At 47.2% G+C, this 19,470-nt stretch carries 20 protein-coding genes; 1 reads left to right on the top strand and 19 read right to left on the bottom strand.

Features of this window, described 5'->3' with window-relative positions:
• Positions 1-347 precede the first annotated feature (347 nt).
• Positions 348-515, top strand: coding sequence for a hypothetical protein (locus tag VJ786_RS02495; RefSeq protein WP_336557206.1), 168 nt, complete (start codon positions 348-350; stop codon positions 513-515).
• Here the strand turns inward: VJ786_RS02495 and VJ786_RS02490 are convergent.
• The 19 genes from VJ786_RS02490 to VJ786_RS02400 all read right to left on the bottom strand — a co-directional run bounded on the left by VJ786_RS02490 (position 508) and on the right by VJ786_RS02400 (position 19,371).
• Positions 508-729 (bottom strand): hypothetical protein, encoded by a 222-nt coding sequence (locus tag VJ786_RS02490; protein ID WP_336557205.1) that lies wholly within the window; start codon positions 727-729, stop codon positions 508-510. The two genes, VJ786_RS02495 and VJ786_RS02490, sit on opposite strands and share 8 nt — an antisense overlap.
• 513 nt (positions 730-1,242) lie before the next feature.
• Entirely contained in the window at positions 1,243-1,431 is a 189-nt protein-coding gene (locus VJ786_RS02485; protein ID WP_336557204.1) for a hypothetical protein, read from the bottom strand.
• 111 nt (positions 1,432-1,542) lie between these two features.
• The gene (locus tag VJ786_RS02480; protein WP_336557203.1) at positions 1,543-1,872 is read right to left on the bottom strand and encodes a hypothetical protein; all 330 of its coding nucleotides are present in this window, start codon (positions 1,870-1,872) and stop codon (positions 1,543-1,545) included.
• A 14-nt stretch (positions 1,873-1,886) separates the two neighbouring features.
• Entirely contained in the window at positions 1,887-2,663 is a 777-nt protein-coding gene (locus VJ786_RS02475; protein WP_336557202.1) for a hypothetical protein, read from the bottom strand.
• A complete protein-coding gene (locus VJ786_RS02470; protein WP_496196876.1) occupies positions 2,653-3,522 on the bottom strand; it encodes a DUF8473 domain-containing protein in 870 nt (289 codons plus the stop codon). Before VJ786_RS02470 ends, VJ786_RS02475 begins: the two co-directional genes overlap by 11 nt.
• A gap of 25 nt (positions 3,523-3,547) precedes the next feature.
• Entirely contained in the window at positions 3,548-4,807 is a 1,260-nt protein-coding gene (traM, locus tag VJ786_RS02465; protein WP_336557199.1) for a conjugative transposon protein TraM, read from the bottom strand.
• The gene (locus VJ786_RS02460) at positions 4,779-5,225 is read right to left on the bottom strand and encodes a hypothetical protein (protein ID WP_336557198.1); all 447 of its coding nucleotides are present in this window, start codon (positions 5,223-5,225) and stop codon (positions 4,779-4,781) included. Before VJ786_RS02460 ends, traM begins: the two co-directional genes overlap by 29 nt.
• Positions 5,222-5,842, bottom strand: coding sequence for a conjugative transposon protein TraK (traK, locus tag VJ786_RS02455; RefSeq protein ID WP_336557196.1), 621 nt, complete (start codon positions 5,840-5,842; stop codon positions 5,222-5,224). The genes VJ786_RS02460 and traK overlap by 4 nt, the downstream gene beginning before the upstream one ends.
• Before the next feature lie 21 nt (positions 5,843-5,863).
• Positions 5,864-7,060 carry a conjugative transposon protein TraJ gene (traJ, locus tag VJ786_RS02450; protein ID WP_336557195.1) on the bottom strand — a complete coding sequence of 399 codons (1,197 nt, stop codon included), beginning with the start codon at positions 7,058-7,060 and terminating at the stop codon, positions 5,864-5,866.
• 13 nt (positions 7,061-7,073) lie between these two features.
• Positions 7,074-7,709, bottom strand: a complete 636-nt coding sequence (locus VJ786_RS02445; protein ID WP_336557194.1) for a TerB family tellurite resistance protein — start codon at positions 7,707-7,709, stop codon at positions 7,074-7,076.
• A gap of 14 nt (positions 7,710-7,723) precedes the next feature.
• On the bottom strand, positions 7,724-8,356 hold the full coding sequence (locus tag VJ786_RS02440; RefSeq protein ID WP_336557193.1) for a hypothetical protein: 633 nt from the start codon (positions 8,354-8,356) through the stop codon (positions 7,724-7,726).
• 13 nt (positions 8,357-8,369) lie between these two features.
• Positions 8,370-9,059, bottom strand: coding sequence for a conjugal transfer protein TraI (locus tag VJ786_RS02435; protein WP_144038082.1), 690 nt, complete (start codon positions 9,057-9,059; stop codon positions 8,370-8,372).
• Positions 9,052-11,541 (bottom strand): TraG family conjugative transposon ATPase, encoded by a 2,490-nt coding sequence (locus tag VJ786_RS02430; protein WP_336557192.1) that lies wholly within the window; start codon positions 11,539-11,541, stop codon positions 9,052-9,054. Before VJ786_RS02430 ends, VJ786_RS02435 begins: the two co-directional genes overlap by 8 nt.
• The gene (locus VJ786_RS02425) at positions 11,538-11,876 is read right to left on the bottom strand and encodes a DUF4133 domain-containing protein (RefSeq protein ID WP_336557191.1); all 339 of its coding nucleotides are present in this window, start codon (positions 11,874-11,876) and stop codon (positions 11,538-11,540) included. The genes VJ786_RS02430 and VJ786_RS02425 overlap by 4 nt, the downstream gene beginning before the upstream one ends.
• A gap of 10 nt (positions 11,877-11,886) precedes the next feature.
• Positions 11,887-12,171, bottom strand: a complete 285-nt coding sequence (locus VJ786_RS02420; protein ID WP_099365416.1) for a DUF4134 domain-containing protein — start codon at positions 12,169-12,171, stop codon at positions 11,887-11,889.
• Between the two features lie 3,133 nt (positions 12,172-15,304).
• On the bottom strand, positions 15,305-16,480 hold the full coding sequence (locus tag VJ786_RS02415; RefSeq protein ID WP_336557190.1) for a hypothetical protein: 1,176 nt from the start codon (positions 16,478-16,480) through the stop codon (positions 15,305-15,307).
• A gap of 72 nt (positions 16,481-16,552) precedes the next feature.
• Complete coding sequence (locus VJ786_RS02410; protein ID WP_167554341.1) at positions 16,553-17,305, bottom strand: LytR/AlgR family response regulator transcription factor; 753 nt, start codon at positions 17,303-17,305, stop codon at positions 16,553-16,555.
• Positions 17,306-17,310: 5 nt separating this feature from the next.
• Entirely contained in the window at positions 17,311-18,366 is a 1,056-nt protein-coding gene (locus tag VJ786_RS02405; protein WP_134778138.1) for a histidine kinase, read from the bottom strand.
• Positions 18,367-18,429: 63 nt separating this feature from the next.
• Positions 18,430-19,371, bottom strand: a complete 942-nt coding sequence (locus VJ786_RS02400) for a hypothetical protein (protein ID WP_336557189.1) — start codon at positions 19,369-19,371, stop codon at positions 18,430-18,432.
• Positions 19,372-19,470 lie beyond the last annotated feature (99 nt).

The raw sequence follows: 19,470 nt of genomic DNA, 5'->3' as shown, positions 1-19,470 counted from the left end.
TTATACTGTAGTTATTATGAAGCTTGCAAAAATGGATAGCACCAGTGGTACTACCCTGAAATCATACCTATGCGATCCCACGCCTTTGATCCTACGACTATCAAACCGTGGCTGACAAACAGTTAAATATACAAAATACCGTTCGGTATCCAAAATAAATATTCTGTTGATCATCATATTTAATGCCACCCCACTGAACCGGAAAATTCCTGTTGCCTAATTGCCGGGGAACCTCTTCTCTGCGTAATTTCAGGACAAGCATAAGTGCTTGATGCAAAGGGTGGCCAAAGGAGTGCCCAGCTCATATCTCTGGAATAATTGGGCATAGACCATTGAAATCAAGACCCATGGCAGGACCAGCTACCATGTATAGACCAATTATCCGGTCCTATCAATTGACCTGCATCGAAGAACCCCAACAGGCAAGAAAAGGACCAAGAATCCATACATGGAGAATTGTCTCTTGGTCATTGCATACCATTCAGTACATGGCCTTAACTTTTGATATTAATTGAATATGGTTCTAAGGGTCAAAGGGATTGTCCAGGAAGGATCAATCTTCTGGAGATGGATCATTGTAACGAACAGATGTAAGGCCATGGTCCCAGACTGCCCGAGGCTAACCCTGCCAAATGCCGATAGTTTCCGTTGGGAGAACTCATCAACACCGTCCTTTTCAGATTTTTTTGCCAACGAAAACCTCCCCCGGGTGTCCAGAACATCCAACATAAGTTTTCGATTCAGGAAACCATCCCCCTGTCCTATCTAAAGAGGGAACAAACAAATGGCCAAAGAGTTCGGGAACGCAAGATATCGGCCTCTTTGTTCGTGGATAGAAAGGAAAAACCAGCTACCTGGAAAATATGGCCATCCCCGAATGACCGATTTTCATCCGGGAAGATATCTACCTGAAGTATGTCCCGTATTCCCAATTTATTTCCTTTCGTTCGATCGGTCCAACCCTTTGTTTAGACCCACCTAACCGTAATAACCTGGTCAGCCCTCCTATGGAAGACAGGTGAGCCTCCCTTAAGGGTTATACCCTCCCCATGTTGGAATTCATAGCATGCATGTTCTGCGGAAATGTGCTGGAATCCCTTCCAGAAAAAGGCGACTGTCCAAGGTGCGCCCAGGGCAGATGGGCTGTGGCAATAAGGGATCTACGGATATAAATATAAGATCCCCATTTGATTCCCAGCCGTGCTGCTGGGAATGACCGCTGCCCATTTTTGGGATGAGCGATCAGCCATATACCCTCAGCCGGAGGAATGAATCACCATGTTCCAGATGATAATCCATGCCCATACCCGCAGGTTCACTCTGCCGGAGCTTCAGCATAGCTTCGAACTTTTTTAATTGATCCATCAATCCTTCGAATTCATTCTTTTCTGTAAATCTGTCCACATTACGCAGACCTCTTCCCTGATCCATTACCTTTTTGCTTATAAAAAAAAACCACAACCGGTAAATCAATCCCGTTCCCAACCCTTCCCTTTGGCACTTGATCTCCCGACTCCCCTTACCCATTGGAATGTTGTCCGCTCAATCCGGACGGATGGGAAGACCACCCTGCCCCCTAGGATCGTCAGGACCAATCTTGAATTCGATCCTGCTACCGATCCTAGGATCGAAGCTGGCCTGGTAGCTTATATATCCGTAACAATCCAGGTCCGAAAGACAGCCGTAGCATGTAGCAAGGGAAACCTTGGCCAACCTGGCCGTAGTTCGGGCATAGGTTTCCAGGTGCTCCTGGAAACCATCGGTGTACCATTGCTCCATTAGTGCCATATAAACTGCCAGATGGGACATCCCCAGCCTGTGATCATACCGAAGTCCATGGAATATCCGGGGAAGTGTTTCCTCCAATTTCATGAAACTGGACCATGTCATCCACCCAAACCGCGTTTTCGTCCGTGTATTTTTTTTTTTGCCTCTGAAAGCTCACCTGTGGAAAGTTTCTTCCTATCGGTCTTTTCCATGGTTAAGTCCATTCCCTTCTCAGGCCCCAGGAATTCCTGCCTGATTCCATTTTCGTCATAGACGTTGAGAACTTTGAACTGGGGGTTGGCCTGTAGGTACAACCTGGTCTCACCCTTTTCCAGTTCCATGGTCACAGGCTGGCGGTTACCCAGTTGGAGGGCATCGATCAGGTCCTGTCGCCTATCGGGCATTTCGAGCTCCCTGATAGGGTACCTATCGAGCTCCGACTGCAGATCAAACCCATAATTCTTATGGAACTGCCTGAAACGGTGGTTTCCATTGATGTCCATTGTTTTGAGGTCCAATTGGACCCATGCCTCATACCGATCCCCCTGGCGATTTGATAGTTCCTTGAATACAGACCTACCATGCATGAGATTATAGGCCTCCTTCAATGTATAGCGGTCCCTGCCGTTAACATAGAAGAGTTGGGCCCTTCTCTGTTCGGTACCCTGGGGCACAATTTCCAGCCTATAGGAATTGAAGAAGTACATATCTGATTGGCTGGATCTCGAAAAATTGAGTTCCGCACGGATCCTTCCCTTTCCCATTCCAGTCTGGAAGAGCAACTGGAAGCCTTCTGGCTGTCTCTGTAGATTGTCCTTCAGAGAATCCTCAAGCCCGTTACCGAAACCGCTGTAGAGCAGCTGTTCTTTGAGATATTCATAATTTTTATGGTTCATAATTATCGGTTTTTTCTTCTAAAATCACCTTTGCCTTGGCCAGATGCTGATTTTTAACGTTCAGTTCCAGGTTCCGCGTGCCCTCCCTCTCCAGTATACGTATAACCATCTTTCGATCCTGGGCCAGGGAGAACTTAGGAAGTACGACCACCATTCCTGCCGGATTATCCATACGGCAATCCAGTTCCTGCTGTCCAAGGACCATCAATGGCTTGATTTCCAGGTGCTGGATTGCGGTCTCCCTATGTCGGGACCTGGGGACCAGGCTGCTGGAAATACCCTGTACCTGGAATCCCACGGCGCCCGTGTTGTAAAGGATTATCGGAAGATAGAACTGATCTCCATGGAGGTATATCCCCTGCAGATCTGCTTTAACCCCTCCTACCCGGTGGCTCCGGGTCAACCGGCGACCCTTCGTCAAGACCAGGTTCTGCGCAATGGACCTGATCCTTATTAGGTCCACTGGTGGTCTGATGAATTTAGCGGAAGGGGTATGGGTGGTATCCTTGAACCTATAAATCATCACCTTTGGTTCCTTTGTGTAACCTACGGCAAAACAGTGCAGGGAACCCGAGCTGGTGATCACCGTAAGGTTGGTCCTTTGGAATTCGGGGGAAATCGCCTTGAGCTGTAGCACGTTCGTTGAACCCTGCGCCCTCTGGGCAGCTATCTCGCTGCTGCCCAGATTGATCATAGTGATCTGGTCAGGGAAGACGATATGTGTCGTCATGTTATCGGAGATCAGTATCTCCTTAAATAGTATGCTGTCTTTAGAAAGCTGGGCGGAGGGTTGCTGGCCATTCAGGCAGGTCAAGTTCAGAAACAGGACCAATGATATTGTGAATTTGACTGTTCTCATAATGTTGCTTTGTTTTCATTTCCTATTATTTAATATTTTCGGATTCCGAGTCGACGAGCAGTAGTTGATGCCCTGCCCTGATCCTGATCTTTCTGTTACCCGGTCTTTTGGATAAGACCTTTCGTGCAGCGTCCACACCGATGCCGGCAACCTTGGAATACCATCTTCCCACGCCGGGGTTTTCCAGGTCCGATATAGCTATGTTGTTGACCTGTTGCTGCAGTGTATTCGCACCAGGTTCTGAAAGTAGTGTGCCCGGAACGTAAAGCCCCAACATTCCATCAAGATCATGGGCCTCAAGATTTACGGGAAGGATCTTCCCTCCCTTATACAGGGAGCTTATCCTGACCCGGAGCCGGCCCTGGGAGATCGAACATTCTCCGAACAGGAGACTTTGTTTTTCGAACCTCAGCCCAGCCGTTGTCAAGTCATCCAAAAGACGTAACCTGAGGATGGAGCCGTGCTGTACCAGTTGGTCCATCTCCACCATGGCCCGGAATGAATTATCGCCGGTGGTTTCGATTCCCTCCAGTTCAATATTTTGGAACGCACCCTTCTCCCCCATTCGATCAGGCGTATCCAGGGTTAGGTCCGATATTCCAGGATCAGGTCTAAAAACCGAATGTACCGCTGGCCTTCTCGCAATCCCTTCCATTCCATCGTCCATCGGTATCCTACTTGGGTCCTGGATCATCTGGATCTTATCCAGAAGCACTCCCAGTTGCTGCAGTTCCTCATCCTGCCCATCTGATCGTGTGAAATCTGCCATTATTCCTTCAAGCTGCTTGATGGAAGCGTCCTGTGGGCTGGTAGGCATTGACGAACCTGCCATGTAAGTCAATTTTGCATAATCATCCTGAGGGACCATTGGTTCAGGATCTTTGATTAGACGGCCGATCTGTTCAAGACGATCGTAGATCTGTTCTTGGGCAGATGTGATGGGCCGGTCTCGGCCATAGGATCCTGGCTCATGAAGAGCCCATTGCTCCTCCAGCGAATCGCCCCATGAAGGTGTATCGGTTTGCACACCATTGCTGAGGTTCTCATTTAGCAGTTCCCTGGACAACCTCTCGTAGTGCTCCAATTTACTGACAACCAGATCCCCATCAGGATTAGGACTAGGCACCTCGCCTATTAGTCCATCTTTTTGAACCGTTCTTCCAGACTGGTCGCCAAAGGTGTTCAGGATGAACATTCCAATGACCACAATGGCAAGGCTGATGGCAAGGAAAGTGCCCTTGGGACTTCCCTTCAATCTACTTTTGAGTTGATCTATGATTTTCATTTTTAGAGATTTTTTTGTGTTTTAGTAATTCGATAGCTGTATACAGGGAATCCAGGAGTCCTGCATGTTCCCGGGCCAAGGAGCTACGGAGTTCCTCGCATCCAAGGGCCTTGCAGTCCATGATCCGCTCCAGGAAATCCCTATGGGATTTCAATCGCTTTAGGTAAATAGTATTTTGTACTTCATCAGAGGGCTGCTCCGAGACCTGAACCACCCTGCCAAACCTTCTGGTAGGGGACATTTCCCCGCTGTTGGTGGGACATTTGAAACGCTCACCGAAACATAGGGCAAGAAGGAGCACCAATGGCAGTGAAAAAAAATAGATACCTTTACGTAATCCCCTGATCCGAGAGGTTATGCTGTTCCTGATCAACCTATGGAAATTTCCTGATGCTTTTGTGTCCATTTCCTTCTTCATCTCCTTTCGATGGTCCTCAGCTCTGAATTGTCGGTCGTCCTCCAGCCCTCGATTAGAAATCCATGGGGATTATTGGCACTCCTTGTTACCTCCCGCAGCTGGCCCATGGTTACCAGACGCCGTGTGGTCTCCACGCTGGATCGGATGATCTGTTGGGAACCATGGAACGTGAACCTATAGGGATGGGAACCCATCTCCATGACTATACTATCTACGCTGATCCGCTGACTGATGTTCGCTGCAATGATATCCCGATAATACCCTTTCTCGAGCAGCGTCTCATAGCTCCTCCTGGCGCTGGCATCAGCCAGGTAGAGCGCACGGGAGAGCTGCTCACGGATCACCTTTTCGTCAGGGTCAAGGGTGAAGAAATAACGGTGGAAGCTTTCCACATGCTGCTGTGCCTCCACCTGGAGGTTCTCACCCCGAGTTGAGGCAACAGCCTGGAGTACGGCGCCCGGTGCCAACAGATAAATCCTTTGATTGGAATCCTTTGAGATCTGGCCGTTCCTGTGCACCGAATAAAGGCAGATGCCAGCAAAAATGGCCACGATCAAGAGGCAAAAGTTACGAACCTGCCGAAAGGCGGTATCAAGGTTGTTGAATTTTCTGAACATGATGAATCTGGTTTATGGATATTATTCGGAATTCCTGCCCTTACCTGTCCGGAAACCCTGTTGATCGTTGAAATAGGGAGAATTGGAAGCCTGTTGAGCCATCCCCTGTCCCATCGACGAGGCCGCATCACCGAACGAATCCCTTGCCATCGATAATCCTGAGGATGAAACAACTACTGCCCTATCTGCCGTTGAGGAGAACATTTGGGTAACCCGAACACCAAATACGCTGCCATCACTTGAATGGACAATATAATTCGCCACTGATGGTACGGTGAAATACCCTACGATCCCGATAATCAGAAAGATCTGGTAGGCCAGATGGGTCCTGTCGAACATTGTATCGCCCATTACCTGGATCTGGGCCAGATCGATCAGTAGCATTTTCTGCTGGATCCTGCCGATGATGCTCCCAAATATATTGGCCACCGGCAACCAGAGAAAGATATTGATGTACCTGGCAAGCCAGACGGTGAGCGTGTGGTGGAAACCCTCGAAAACCGACAGTCCGAAGACCAGTGGTCCCAATATGGTAAGTACCACCAACTGGAAAGTCCTGAGGGTATCTATGCATAAAGCTGCAGCCTGGAATAGGAGCTCAAGGATTTCGCTCATCCATTCCTTTACCCCATTTCGAAAACCGTATGCTGCCTTTGCCATGGCAAACTTGATGTCGTTGCCGATGCCCTGTAGTAGCCCTTCTTCTGTGGGGTCTTCATCTTTGTATGTATATCTGTACCATAAGTCCCTATCCCCCTCACCACCCTCACCCACATAGATCTGCCACGGGATGGTCTGCTTTACAGCTTCCCTTTTCTTTTCAAGGAGCACCTCAATGGCTGTTTGCGAATCTTCCACCATGGCATTGGTAGCAGCAACAGTCGGTGAAAGGATTCCGTTTACAAGCCCCATGAATGCAGGGAAGAAGGCAATGCACAGTCCTATCGCAAACGGTCTCAATAAGGGGTAGACATCTACGCCCTCTGCCCTTGACAGGTGCCTCCATACCCTTATGGAAATATGCAGTAGGGCAGCGAATCCTGCCAGCCCCTGGCCAACACCCATCAGCCTCTGGCTGAGGGGTACCATTTCTAAATAAAGCTGCTCGAGGACCTCTCGAAGGCTGAGGAGATCCTGCCCGAGATCCTGGGCCAGGACCATCTGGGGGCAAAGGGCCAGGCAACCAAAAAAGATCACCATAAAATGTCTTCGTTTCATTTCTGTAAAATATTTAACGGTTTGTTATTCCCTGCAAACTCTTCATGGAACCCGTATGATCCCACTCCCTTTGACGATGGTATTCGAGGATACTATTAGACGCGGTCAATGACCTTATTAGCCGAAGGTGCCGCTCCATCCTCTCATGGACCGAATCAATGGTGCGTAGCCGTTCTCCATCATCCATTTTTGCCCGACCAGCGGACAGTACCATAGTGAGTTCGCCCAGTTCTTCTAGGCAGCCCTGGAGTACCTTGGAATACAGATTTTCCAGATGCTCCAGTTCTTTTGGATCAAAGCCTCCCTGCCGTACCAGGTCCCCGGTATGGCCAATGGAGAGCTCGAGTATCCGTTTCTGCATAAATAAGATGGAAGCCACCTTGTGGTAGTTCCGGACCGCCGGATTCACCTTTAATAGGCCATCGAGGAATAACCTGTGTAATCCGAAATTCCCTTTGGAGATATCCCGGATATGGTTATAACCGTTTTTAAGTATCTCATACCCTTCCTCCATATCCTTGAGCACCTTTTTGAACTGGGCCAATTTTTCCACATTCAACAGGAGCTGCTGTACTTCGGTGGATTGGGCCCGGGCCTGCACCGAAATCAGTACCAATAGCACAATACCGATCAATAACTTTTTTTTCATCTCTTCCCTTTCATTTATTTAAACCTGTAGGATCTACCTAAAAATTCTAGCTGCTGGACATCCCGTTGCTGCAGGTACCTTATTGCCCTGTTCTGGAGCTGTTGTTCCAAGATTTGCCTGTGTGCCAGCCTGACCAATCCATGGACCTTTTCGATACGTTGGATCCTTTGGTAATCCGATAGCCTGAAGCCATCGCTCCGCAGGATCCCGATGAGTGCATCCAGGAGTTCAGCAGAGCGTTCATATAGGTCATCCTGTAGAACAGAGGCTTCACTACCTGGTATCCCGTACAGCTCTTCCGGTCCTTCGGACAACCCGGCAAGCCTTGCAATCGATCCATAGATCTCCTGGATCTCCTTTAAATACCAGGAACTGCGTACTCCAGGGGATGCCCAGGAGAGCGAGTCGAAATATCTCCGATGGAGAGAATATTCCCCCCTCGAGAGATCGCCCACCATGGCAAGACCATAGCGGGCAAGACCGTACCCACCGGAAAGGAGTTCCGCGAATGCACCGTTTGCCACTATCTGGGCCATAAGGTATTTTTTCTGGGTGGCATTCTGTCTTGTCCACTCCCCTAGGGTCTGTGCATTGGACCTCTGGAGGCCCAGGACCACAAATAATGACATAAAAAATATTGTTCTCATGGTGATTAAACTATTAGTTGTTCCCAATTCCGTAAAGGGTCTGAACTGCCTTTCTCTGGGCTTCGTCCTTTGAGCGTTCCAGGCTGAGCAGAACATTCTGCCTTCCGAAGGCCCTCAGATCGGACAGTATGGCCGCCATGGTCCGTGCTGCGCGGTCGATCCCCTCCATACGCTGCTGGTCGGTCATCTCAAGGTTGAATGGCCGGATGACCTGAAGGACCGCTTCCAGGTTATCAAGTCCCTTATCGAGCATTCCCTCATACATCCTCTCCATTTCCATCAGCTCCTTGTGCGAGAAATTCGGGTCGGAGGAAAAACGCTTCCACGCCTCCTGGTACTCGGTGAGAAGGTCCGACTGCATCTTTACGATCTGCTGGATCCTCCTGTATCTGGCGATGACCTCTCGTATGGTCCTTAACTCATTGAAGTATACCTGGTACTGCTCCTTCTGCTTCTGGGTCCATTCGGAAATCTCCTGGAGCTTGAGTTTGGAAAGGGCATTTTCCAGGACCTTCTGGGCGTTCTGCAACCATATTGTTTCGTTCTGCAATCTCTGAACCTTCAGATCAAAAGCCTTGACTACACGTTTTATCGCCAGCCGGAGGACTTCTGCAAGCACCAGCTGTCCATGGGATCTTCCCATAGGGAGAAGGACTAGGGATATTGCCAAAAGGGCAGTTGCTAAGGATTTTATCTTATTCATGTTCCCCCCCTGTTTTTCCTCTCAGGTGTTCCGCCATGGCCTTAATGCCTTCGGTGTAGTCCCCAAGCTTGGATTCCACGAATTTCTCCAACATTTTCTTTTCTCGCTCCTCTGTGGTATAGCACAGGTATTCCTCCAGGGACACCTCCGTACGGTAAACCCTGGAAAAAGTGTCCGAAAGGCTAATGAATACCTCCTTGTACTTCCTATTCGGTTCATTGGCTCGGTTGAGCGAAAGGACCATAGCCCGCTCCTTTTCGCTGAGTCCCAGCATCTCCTCGATTATTTGGAACCTGTTCTCGTACTTCCTCTGGTCCAAAAGGATCTTACAATCACTGTTGTTGATGATTGTCTGGCGAACGATGGGAGAAGAGATGATATCATCGATCTCCTGGGTGACCACGATCGCCTCTCCGAAGAACTTTCGGACCGTTTTGAACAGATATTGGATATATTGAGCAAACCCATCCTTCATAAGGGCCTTCCACGCCTCCTCGATCAGGATCATTTTCCTGATCCCAGGAAGCTTGCGCATCTTGGAGATGAAAACCTCCATGATGATCAATGTTACCACCGGGAATAGGATGGGGTGGTCCTTTATACTGTCGAGCTCAAAAACGATGAAGCGCTGTTGCAGCACGTCCAGGTTTGTCCTGGCGTTAAGAAGGAAGTCGAACTCGCCGCCCTTATAAAATGGCCTTAGTACATAAAGGAGGTTCTCCAGATCAAAATCCCTATCCTTAACCCCTTCCAGCCGGATCTGTTCACGGTAGGGACCTTTCAGGTATTCATAGAATCCATCGAAACATGCAAATCCTCCATCCTGGCCCATATGCGTAAAGTAACCGGTGATGGCCCCGGAAAGAGCGACATATTCCGATCTTCTGAAGGGTTCGTCATCTTTTTTCCATAGAGCAAGGATCAGTGCTTTTACGCTCTCACGCTTCTCGGTGTCGGGAAGTTCACCATCAGGTATGTGGAAGGGATTGAAGCTTATGGGATCACGCTCACTATAGGTAAAGTAATACCCGCCCAGCAAGCGGCAGAGCCCTTGGTAGGAATGTCCAACGTCAACAAGGACCACATGAGCACCACTCCCGTGGTAGGACCGCACTAGATGGTTCGTGAAGAACGATTTCCCACTGCCCGACGGGCCCAGAATGAACTTGTTCCGGTTGGTCGTTATTCCTCTTTCGATCGGCTCGTCGCTTATATCCACATGTAGGGGTCTCCCGGACAGCCTGTCCCCTAGCCTGAGGCCTACAGGACTTTTGGATGACATGGCAGAAGATTCCAGGTTGAGAAAACAGCATGCCTGTTGGGTGAAGGTATCGAAAGAGTCGTACAACGGCATTTCAGCAGCATTCCCAGGTATCCCGGCCCAGAAGATCTGTGGGGCGCCAACACTCTCCACCTTTATACCACAGCCCATCCTATTGAGCGATCCGGCAACCAGACCGGACATCCGATGAAGTTCACTCTGCTCGGAACTGCAGACCATGACATTGAAATGAGCCCTGATGGGCATGCGCTGCTGGACTATGGCCTCGTTCAGGAAATCATTTGTCGAGTCCCTGGCGATCAGGTTGGACCTGCTATAGGCAGCAAGAGACTGTAACCGGAGCCTTTTACGCTCCAGCTGATCCAACCTTGCGCTGACATCCCCTATGAATATATATTGGTTCACCAGATGGTCACAGGGCATAAGCTGACCGAGTAAACTTCCGAATCCTACGGGGAAGGCCGATCTATCACTGCTATAGGGTTCATAATCTGTAAAGGGCATGCTGAACTGGGGGAGATCCTGAACATCACCAAGACTATAGATCCTTAATTCCCTATCTCCGATTCGGATGTCCTTTCCGGAAAGATCAATATCACCCAAAATCCTTTCACCAGGAGATTGACCCTGGGACATGTACCGCTCCAATAGTCCAGGGGAGTCCGGTGTACTGAACAGTCCATCGCTCCCAACCGGCATTACCTGGACCAGGCCAGAGTCCGAGAGGGCCTGGCAAAAATGTCCACAGGCATCCTTGAAGCCGATTACCACTTGAGGATCCAGGATATCCCTGGGCACAGGTGATCCATGGAGGAGCGTCCTCCCGAATGACATCATTCTTGCACGTCCTTTGGGCACCATGCTCAGGATTAGGTAACATTCGTGCTGCATGTACTGCCTTTCGTGGAAGTAACGTTCACTGCACTGCGAGATGTAGGATCCGCAATCCCTATTTAGGTCCTGAGAATATTTTCCTGTATAGAACCAATCCTGCTTGTGGACGATACTTGAAACCGGCAGCAACCTGATCGCTTTTGTCCATGCCTGGTGATAGTTCTCATACTCTTTTCTCGAAAGTGAGAAAATCTCAGGGAGCTGAAGTGAATAGACCCTGCTCACTTCTCCCCTCCTGCCCAAAAGGAAACCGTCCTGGTACCCTATTATCGGCCATCCTTCCCTGATATCGGTTTTTCTTTTCATCCCAGAAAGTTTTTATGTTCCTTAATACTTGGGTTATTGAATATGGCCCTTGAACGGATCCTTATTACCTTAGGGCACCTCCTTCGGGCAGCCCATTTCTGCAGACCGTACTGACCGAACCGATCACTAAACCTATAGGTTACCCATATCATAGTACCACCGGATGATCCTATTAGGCCCAACGAAATCCAGGATGGAATTCCCAGATAGTACAGCAGAGCAAATAGGAATAGCAGTGCCAGAGTAGCTATGGCCAGGTACCAGATGTACTGGGCCTTCAGACCTTTGAATTCCAGTGGCGTGTTGATGCCTTTGTTGATCCTGAATTTTTCCATTCCTTAGGTGCTAAATACCGAAGAAGGATTTGATAACGGTCGCCACCACAACCAAAAATACACAGCTTCCGAACCATGCTGCGGCAACCTTTCCTGTGTCAGGATCTCCATTGTTCCATTTCTGGAAGACCTTCACCGCGCCTATGAGCCCCAGCAGGGCTCCCACTGCGTACATGAGGTTCGTTCCGGCATCGAAATAGCTCCTAACCCTTTGGTTAGCTTCGTTTATTCCGGAAATCCCATCCTGGGCGTATATGCTGCCCTGCACGATCAGCACATATGCAAGTGAAAGCATGGTGCGAATGAAACTGAATTTTCCAGGAATGGAGTCCCTGTTCTTTTTTGGTGTTCTCATAAGATATCTGGTTTAAAATGAAGCCCTGCGGTGTTGCATCCCTTAGCATGTAATTTTCCTGTGCATTGCACCATGGAGCACACCGGAGGGTTCAAAAATGTCTATTCGATCGTTACAGTTAAATCCATTCCCCTCACGGGGCAGGATCCACATTCACACATCCTTCTCGGACTATGCAAAACAATATGACCAAAGAAAGTCCATTAACATAGATGGGTCAAGTACAATATGGACCTGTACCCAGAATTGTACCCATGCAGACATGGATCCCAGTGCATCGGCGCAGACCGATCGATAATGGGGGGATAAAATAACGGCTCAAAGGATGGATTTTAAACTGCCCCTTTTATAAATAGTAACCCTTCTCTGGGAGAACGAACTTCTATCAAAGGCATGATGCAAGATATTTTGTGTCAATACCGGACAAAAAGGGACCAGCTTATGGAAACAGAAGAACCAAATGGACCAAGGTTGTTTAATTTTGCTAAATGATGGGGTTGTTCTGGAAAATGGAGCGAGGGATCGGTGTATTAATAGGAACATGGAAACACTGCTAAGTTTGCCATATGGACCCCAACAGGCCATAACCCATTCTGTATAAGAGAATTGTCACGATGAATATGGCAAAAATTCCTCTCGGTGAGATGGCGTGACGGTTCCGCTGGGATGCCTTGTCCAGATACTTTATTCCACTCCCAAAAACGCAAGTGGTTTGCCTGCCTAAAGGTTATTGGGCAGGTTGAACTGGTAAACGAAGGTATTTAGCTGTGTGGTTGAAGTCGGATCGAGCCGATCGTCGGTAAGGTATCGCAAGATCAAGCGGGATCAAAATATATTCGGGAGGATATTATGCCCCACCTACACCTTCTTGGGATCTGATCCGGACCAACGAAGCCACCAGATATATATTGCCAAGCCCCACCAGTAACTTTACCCGGAAAAAAAAGATGAATTATCCTAAAGGATGGCCATGCCCGGAAATATGACCACCAATCGATCGATTCAGGAGAACAATTGTCGAATCCCCAATTTGGTTATCTCGAATTCATAGGGTATTCCGAAATTATACCGTTATCATTTTTAGGGACCAGTTTGGAGGACCGAACCAATCTCACTAACGTAGGTTTAAAGTTGGGATGCATCTCAAGATCCAATAAACTCTTATTTTGGTATACCCTATAAAGGATAACGTTCTCCAAATAATTTAACATCATCATTCTATTTTAAGGAATATTGATGTTAGTTGCAGGAATTGCCAGTTCGGAGTAAATAAAGCAATATTCATCCCAAACATAAGCGTAATTACGCATATTTCGCTTATTAAAAATTTTATCCCAGTGACTGGATAAAATACAGCGGAAGGACCAGATGGTAAGAGCCGTTGGAAAGGAGGTAATACGGTAAATAAACATTATCAGAAACCATATGTCGATAATACCAATTTGATTTCTGACATGGGGAATTAAAGTACATTTAACCCATCATGTCCTACGGCCTCCACTTTTCGGTCATATTAACGAATAACGAAACCTGTGCTGAAGATCGGTTCCCGAACGAGGAGATCAACACGTACTCTACTTCATATTAATTCAACATAAACTCCTATTCCTGATAATACCTCCAAGGGATACCTTTAATAAATAATATGAACAGGGCAGTCAGCCAGTCGCTTGTCCTGCTTACTCTTTTTGGGACAGCTATGATAGATGTCATAATAAAGAACATTAAGTACTTATAGATTAATCTACATGAAGAAAATGTGGAGAGCCATGGAGGTTTTGAAAAGACAATGGCCCGATTATTAACAATTCCTTATACAAAAATTAACGGATAGGAATATCCGTTTCCACGAGGTTTCGATTACCTTTATACAGTAATGGCATTCTCACATCTAATTTAATTTTCCCTGTTGGCCCCTTTCCGACAGGGATTGTTTTTTATGGAATATTCAATATATTTGAATGATTCTCAGATTTATTAAATAATCGAAATTGATTCTGGTGGATTACTTAGGTAAATGTGAATAGGGTAGCACTTAAAAATGCTACCCCTTTTTCTATTGTTGGAATGGTCTACGAATCAAAGTTTATAGCATCCGGTGCTGTGTTGATATACATTTGCCAGACATGCCACAACTCCTCGTCATTAGCTTGTAATAGCTAAAAAAATTAATTAGATTTAAATGTTCATCAGGCTATTGGTTGATAAAATATCAGGTCTGGTAAATGATTAGGTATAACTTGTAAGGGTGGTACTTTCTGGTACTGCCCATTTTTTGATTGCTAAATTAAATCCCTAATAATAATTGTTTTAGTATCCTTGCCAGTTTATTTTGGCAAGGATTTTTTATAATACGATATCTAAGGATCAGAACCTCACAGGATATAAATTCATGCCAAGCGCATTTTCAATGTCCTTTTGGATCACCATATTAATTATCTACCCCCGGAGTGGTTATGGTCAGAATCCTTTATGTCCTACTGCTGTTCGTACAGAATGTAGGTTTAGGCACCAGGACTGAAACTGTATTCCAATTTCATCATTCTTTGGGAAAGCCTGATTCGAATGAACTTAGGATAGAAACCTATTTTTTTGGATTAGAAGAATGATAACAGTACTGTACCATCATGGGCATTGATCGAAAAGGTGCAAGGAGTCACAGGAATCTGCCATAATAAAAACTATTATGGTTTTAGGTACACCAGTCCCAGATGGTGTACCTAAAACACTTTGGACCAGGGTGGTACTGTATTTTTTCCTCACTTTTCTTCCGATTACTTAGGCCAGGATTGGGTACGATGCGGATATGGCACATCTAGCAATAAATAGGATCCACCTTTTCCTTTTCACCACCGGCATTTTATATCTTTATTTTTTCCAATTGCGGTGCTTTGTTATCCTTTACGGAGGCCTTTAACGGATAATCGCAGATCTATGGAAAGAAAGGAATTAGGTTTGGACGATACAACGACCATAGAAGGATAATTTTTAGAACTAATGACCCGTCCTGAATTTATTACGGACCATTATTCAATCCAATAAAATTTATGCTTCCATTTGGATGGCGCCAAGATCAAAGGGCGCTGACCTTCGATGCCATCCGATCCAGAACCTCCAATACCTGCTCCCTATCCGATCGTTCAACCTGATAGGACTTTACCCGTAGGGAATCAGCGGACAGGTGTTTTCGGTTCTTTGTAGAGAGATACGGCACGATCATCCTATAGACCTGGCTGAGGGACCTTGCCTCTACCAGGCGGATCTCATCCATTGCCCTTAGAAGGATCGAGAGTTGGTCGGCCGATAGGTTGCACATCAACTTATTTGCTGGATTTACCTCTGTCCTCACTGTTCTTGGCTTATTCCCTTCCACCAATACCCCCGCATTTTCCAAATAGAAGATCTCTGCCTCGAACCAGCTCTCTAGATATTCCCGGACCCCCTGATAGGCGGGATTGAGGACGGCATCTTTTCGGAAGTGCATCTGCAGCATTTTTTTTCGGCAATCCAAGAGTACCACGAACTTGGCATCCCATGTGGGCTGCTCGGAGACCTTATGCTGGATACAACGAACTAGATCGTCCATAAATGCCTTGGAGTTATAGTTCATGTAGAATAGGAATCTTCCACTTGGCGAAAATGGGTGGGCCAGATCCTCCGACCAGTCCCAGCCGCCAACCGAGCTGAGCACCTTTAAAAAATACTGCCCTGCATCCTTACCTGGAAAGAACCTCAGATCAGTACCAATTATGTACTCCTTGATCCTTTCCCCCATGAGCCCCATGTGGAGGTCCCCTGTCCAGAAAGGTTTTGTTTTTTCAAAGAGATCCGCAATATGCTCCCTATCATCCGCAAGGTCCGGATACTTGGACGATCCGGGGATCGGACATTCCAGCTTTTCCAGAATGGAGTTCATCATTTCAGAAACATGGCCCACCACAGCCTGTAAGACCAAATCCGCTTCACTTTGGGGGGACTTCATTTCCAAAAGAACCCACCCTCCGCTGAGTATCTGCTGCAATTGGACATACATGTCCATCAGCTTCTTCTTCTGTTCCATTGATTCCACTGGTCCCAGCAGCTCTTCCTCGAGCGATTTTTGGAACTCTCCGCAATATTCCTGCATTTGTTTGAACAGTCCGGTCCTATCAGGTAGATCTGGCGGAGGAAATTTTTCTGCTCTCCATACGATGATCAGTTCAAGTAGATTTTTGAAAAAATAAATCTGTTTATAAGTCGGGTTTTCCATCTTAGTGATAAAATAGACCGAACCTATGATTTATCCTTCTGAGAAGGCGGCAAAGTTTTACTGACCCTAATTCTAAATTTTATTCGTATCAAGAAATGTCTTGAACTCCGAAGATAATCTGATCTTTCCCAGATCCAATGGTTCTTCGGTATGGTTCAGGTAGACCTTATGGTCACGATAGGAATGAAAAAAATTAACATTGAAAGCATATTTCCTGGAACACCGTAGGAAAAGTCCCTGTGATGTACCCCCTATGATATCCTTCATGGATCTATAGGACATATGGATACTGTGCCTGTTTATGGTAGTGATCTCCACCATTCCATCCACCGCGGTAAGATAGACGATGTCCCGGTGGAACACCCTTACCCGTTGGCCCTTTCCGGGGCCACTCAGGTGGAAGTAGTCATAGTTGTCCTCGATTTCATTCCACTGATTGTCCATTCGGTGGTTCGTGAAATTAAGGGCATCAAGGGCACGCTGAAGTGCGACCTTAAGGCGAAAGGGTTCAACAGGCTTGAAAAGGACATCGACCACACGCTTGTCGTACCCCAGTTCCTCGAACCTCTGGTGGGCGGTGCACAGAATCGTAAGGACCTCCCTTTTCGGGGAGGCATCCATGAACTCGAATCCGTTAATGCCTTCCATTTCGACGTCCAGAATGATAAGGTCAACCGGGTTCACCCGCAGGAACCGCAGTGCATGCATAGGGTTGGTGAAGCTACCTGCTAATTCCACGAATTCTATCTTTTTGAATTCCGATCTCATTTTTTCCAGAAATACTTCCTGATCATCGACCAGGATGGTATACAGTTTTCTCATCATAATGCCTAGATTAACCTTACTAAGATGTCGACCAGGAAAATATCCTGGTCCCTTTCGATCTTCAACTGGCAGCGGTCCTTGAAAAGTGTATCCAAACGGTTCCTCATATGAACAAGGCCAAGCCCATGGCTGATCAGGCCATGACCTGAAGGATTGCATTTGTTCCTTGCCAGAATCCTGTAGGAATCCCTCTGCACATCCACCTCGATAACTGCCGGGTGCAGGGGATCATAAGCCGATCCATGCTTGAATATGTTCATCACCAGACCAAGAAGGGTAGTTGGTGGTATGACCACTCCCTTGGTGTTCCCCGAGACTTTCCATTCCATCTGTGGCTTTCTGGAGGAGATCAGCATCTGGAGCGACAGGTATTTCCTTGCCATTTCTATCTCTTTGCTCAACAGGATTTCCCGTCCCCCGTCCACACTTCCAGAACCCATGAAATATTCCACCAGCTGGTACATCTGGGTGAGCTGGGATCCGATCTGCGAATTTGCCGTCCCCAACTGGCTTTCCCACATCTGGAATACGTTAAGCAGAAAATGTGATGGGATCTGTTCAGCCTGACCATGGTATTCATAGTCCTTACGGAGTGTCTCTTCCCTGAACCTCATCTCCATCTGCTCGATTTTCTCTGCAATTTCGTTCATTCTTTTGGAATTCAGGAAATCAAGGATTGCCAGAAAAGTGAAATGTCCCAACATGATAAGGCAGGTCTGGATAAACTCCCGGAGATCGAAATCCTTTCCCTGAACGACATATTTACCGTATACGATCCCTTTCTGTTGCCAGCCATAGGTCATCAGATAGACCAAAAGCCCGCATATCACCAGGAACCCTCCAAGAAGGCAGATCCCTGCCAAGATTTTGCCTGTTCCTATCCACCTCTTTAGAATGGTCCTCACGCCGTAGAATACGAACGCAAAGAAAGGGAGTGACACCAGAACGGTCCAGAAGGAAAGGTCCTGGTTGCCCAACTTGTTGATGGCATAGAACAGCAGGGCGTAGACCATCCAACTGATCACGTGCAATTTGATCAAATAATTCCTCTGGTTCCTCATGGCTCTGGTCCTTTGTTGGATGTGGGCATATCTTGCTGCCCTTAAAATACGAAATCCGTCGCTTCAGTCCAAAAGTAATTTACAAAGTCCAATATGGGTCTGGGAATCGACCTGATGAACCCTATAACTGAACCTGTCCAGTATATTTGGGAAGTAGAGGGGCATGACCCTGTGTTCAGGACTCCAGATGTTTTTATCGGACAATATAGGCCTTGATTGATGGAGGTAGAAAAGGGATTCCCAGTTCACTGGTGAATCCTTCAGATATTCAGAAAAACGGGCATATATCCTCCGTATACTTGTATCGACGAAATCCGACCTGTCCCTGAATTCTTTTGGGTCAAACCGTTCGATGACCTGCAAATAGGGTTCAGCGTCCACGCTGGCTGAGGTTTCCAGCACGAATCGGGTCCTTATAGAAAGCAGGTGTGCCAGTTCCATGAATCCGCTCCTTATACCGATTGATCCCATTAGGAGCTGCTGGTCCCTTAGTCCATCGGGAACAATTGAACCTTTCGAACCCGAATTCCCGTCAGCGTATACAAAAATATCTACTCCCCGCTCAAGGTGCCCTCTAATTCGCAGGCCCAGGAATGGGTTCTCGGCCCTTTCAAGAAAAAGCCTCGGTCCACCATTATCAGTCTGCATCCATCCAGAATAGAATCGCGAATACTTTTCATATACTTCCTCCGAGATTACCACCGCCACCGATCTGCCAGAGGTAATCAGGAGCAGAGGGAGCATCCTGTACTTGCCATAATGGAAGGTGACAAACAGTTCAGGATCCTGCCCTGCCCCCTTAGGGTCGAGTTCGATTTCCTGTTTTTTCTGGAAATGGTGGGTTGATTGAATCTGCGAGAACACAATTGCCCTTTCGAACAATGAAAATGCATCCTTAAAATTTTTTGGCCCGAATATATGGCACACATTGGCAGAAAAGTAGGCGAATTCCCGCCAGCTTTTCTCCTCCAGCGGAAAAGAGAAGGTCTTATTGGTTAATAACATATGGTCAATCAAAGCTTCAGGGCAAGCCATGGATCCGTAAATGGTTTTCCAGGTAAGGTGCGCAAAGGTAAATGCGCACCTTTGGGTCAGTTAAAACGG

It is taken from the genome of Sphingobacterium tenebrionis, from assembly GCF_037126265.1.
Lineage (GTDB): Bacteria > Bacteroidota > Bacteroidia > Sphingobacteriales > Sphingobacteriaceae > Sphingobacterium > Sphingobacterium tenebrionis.
Note: the sequence above shows the minus strand (reverse complement) of the source record. Positions and strands in the feature narration are given on the sequence as shown.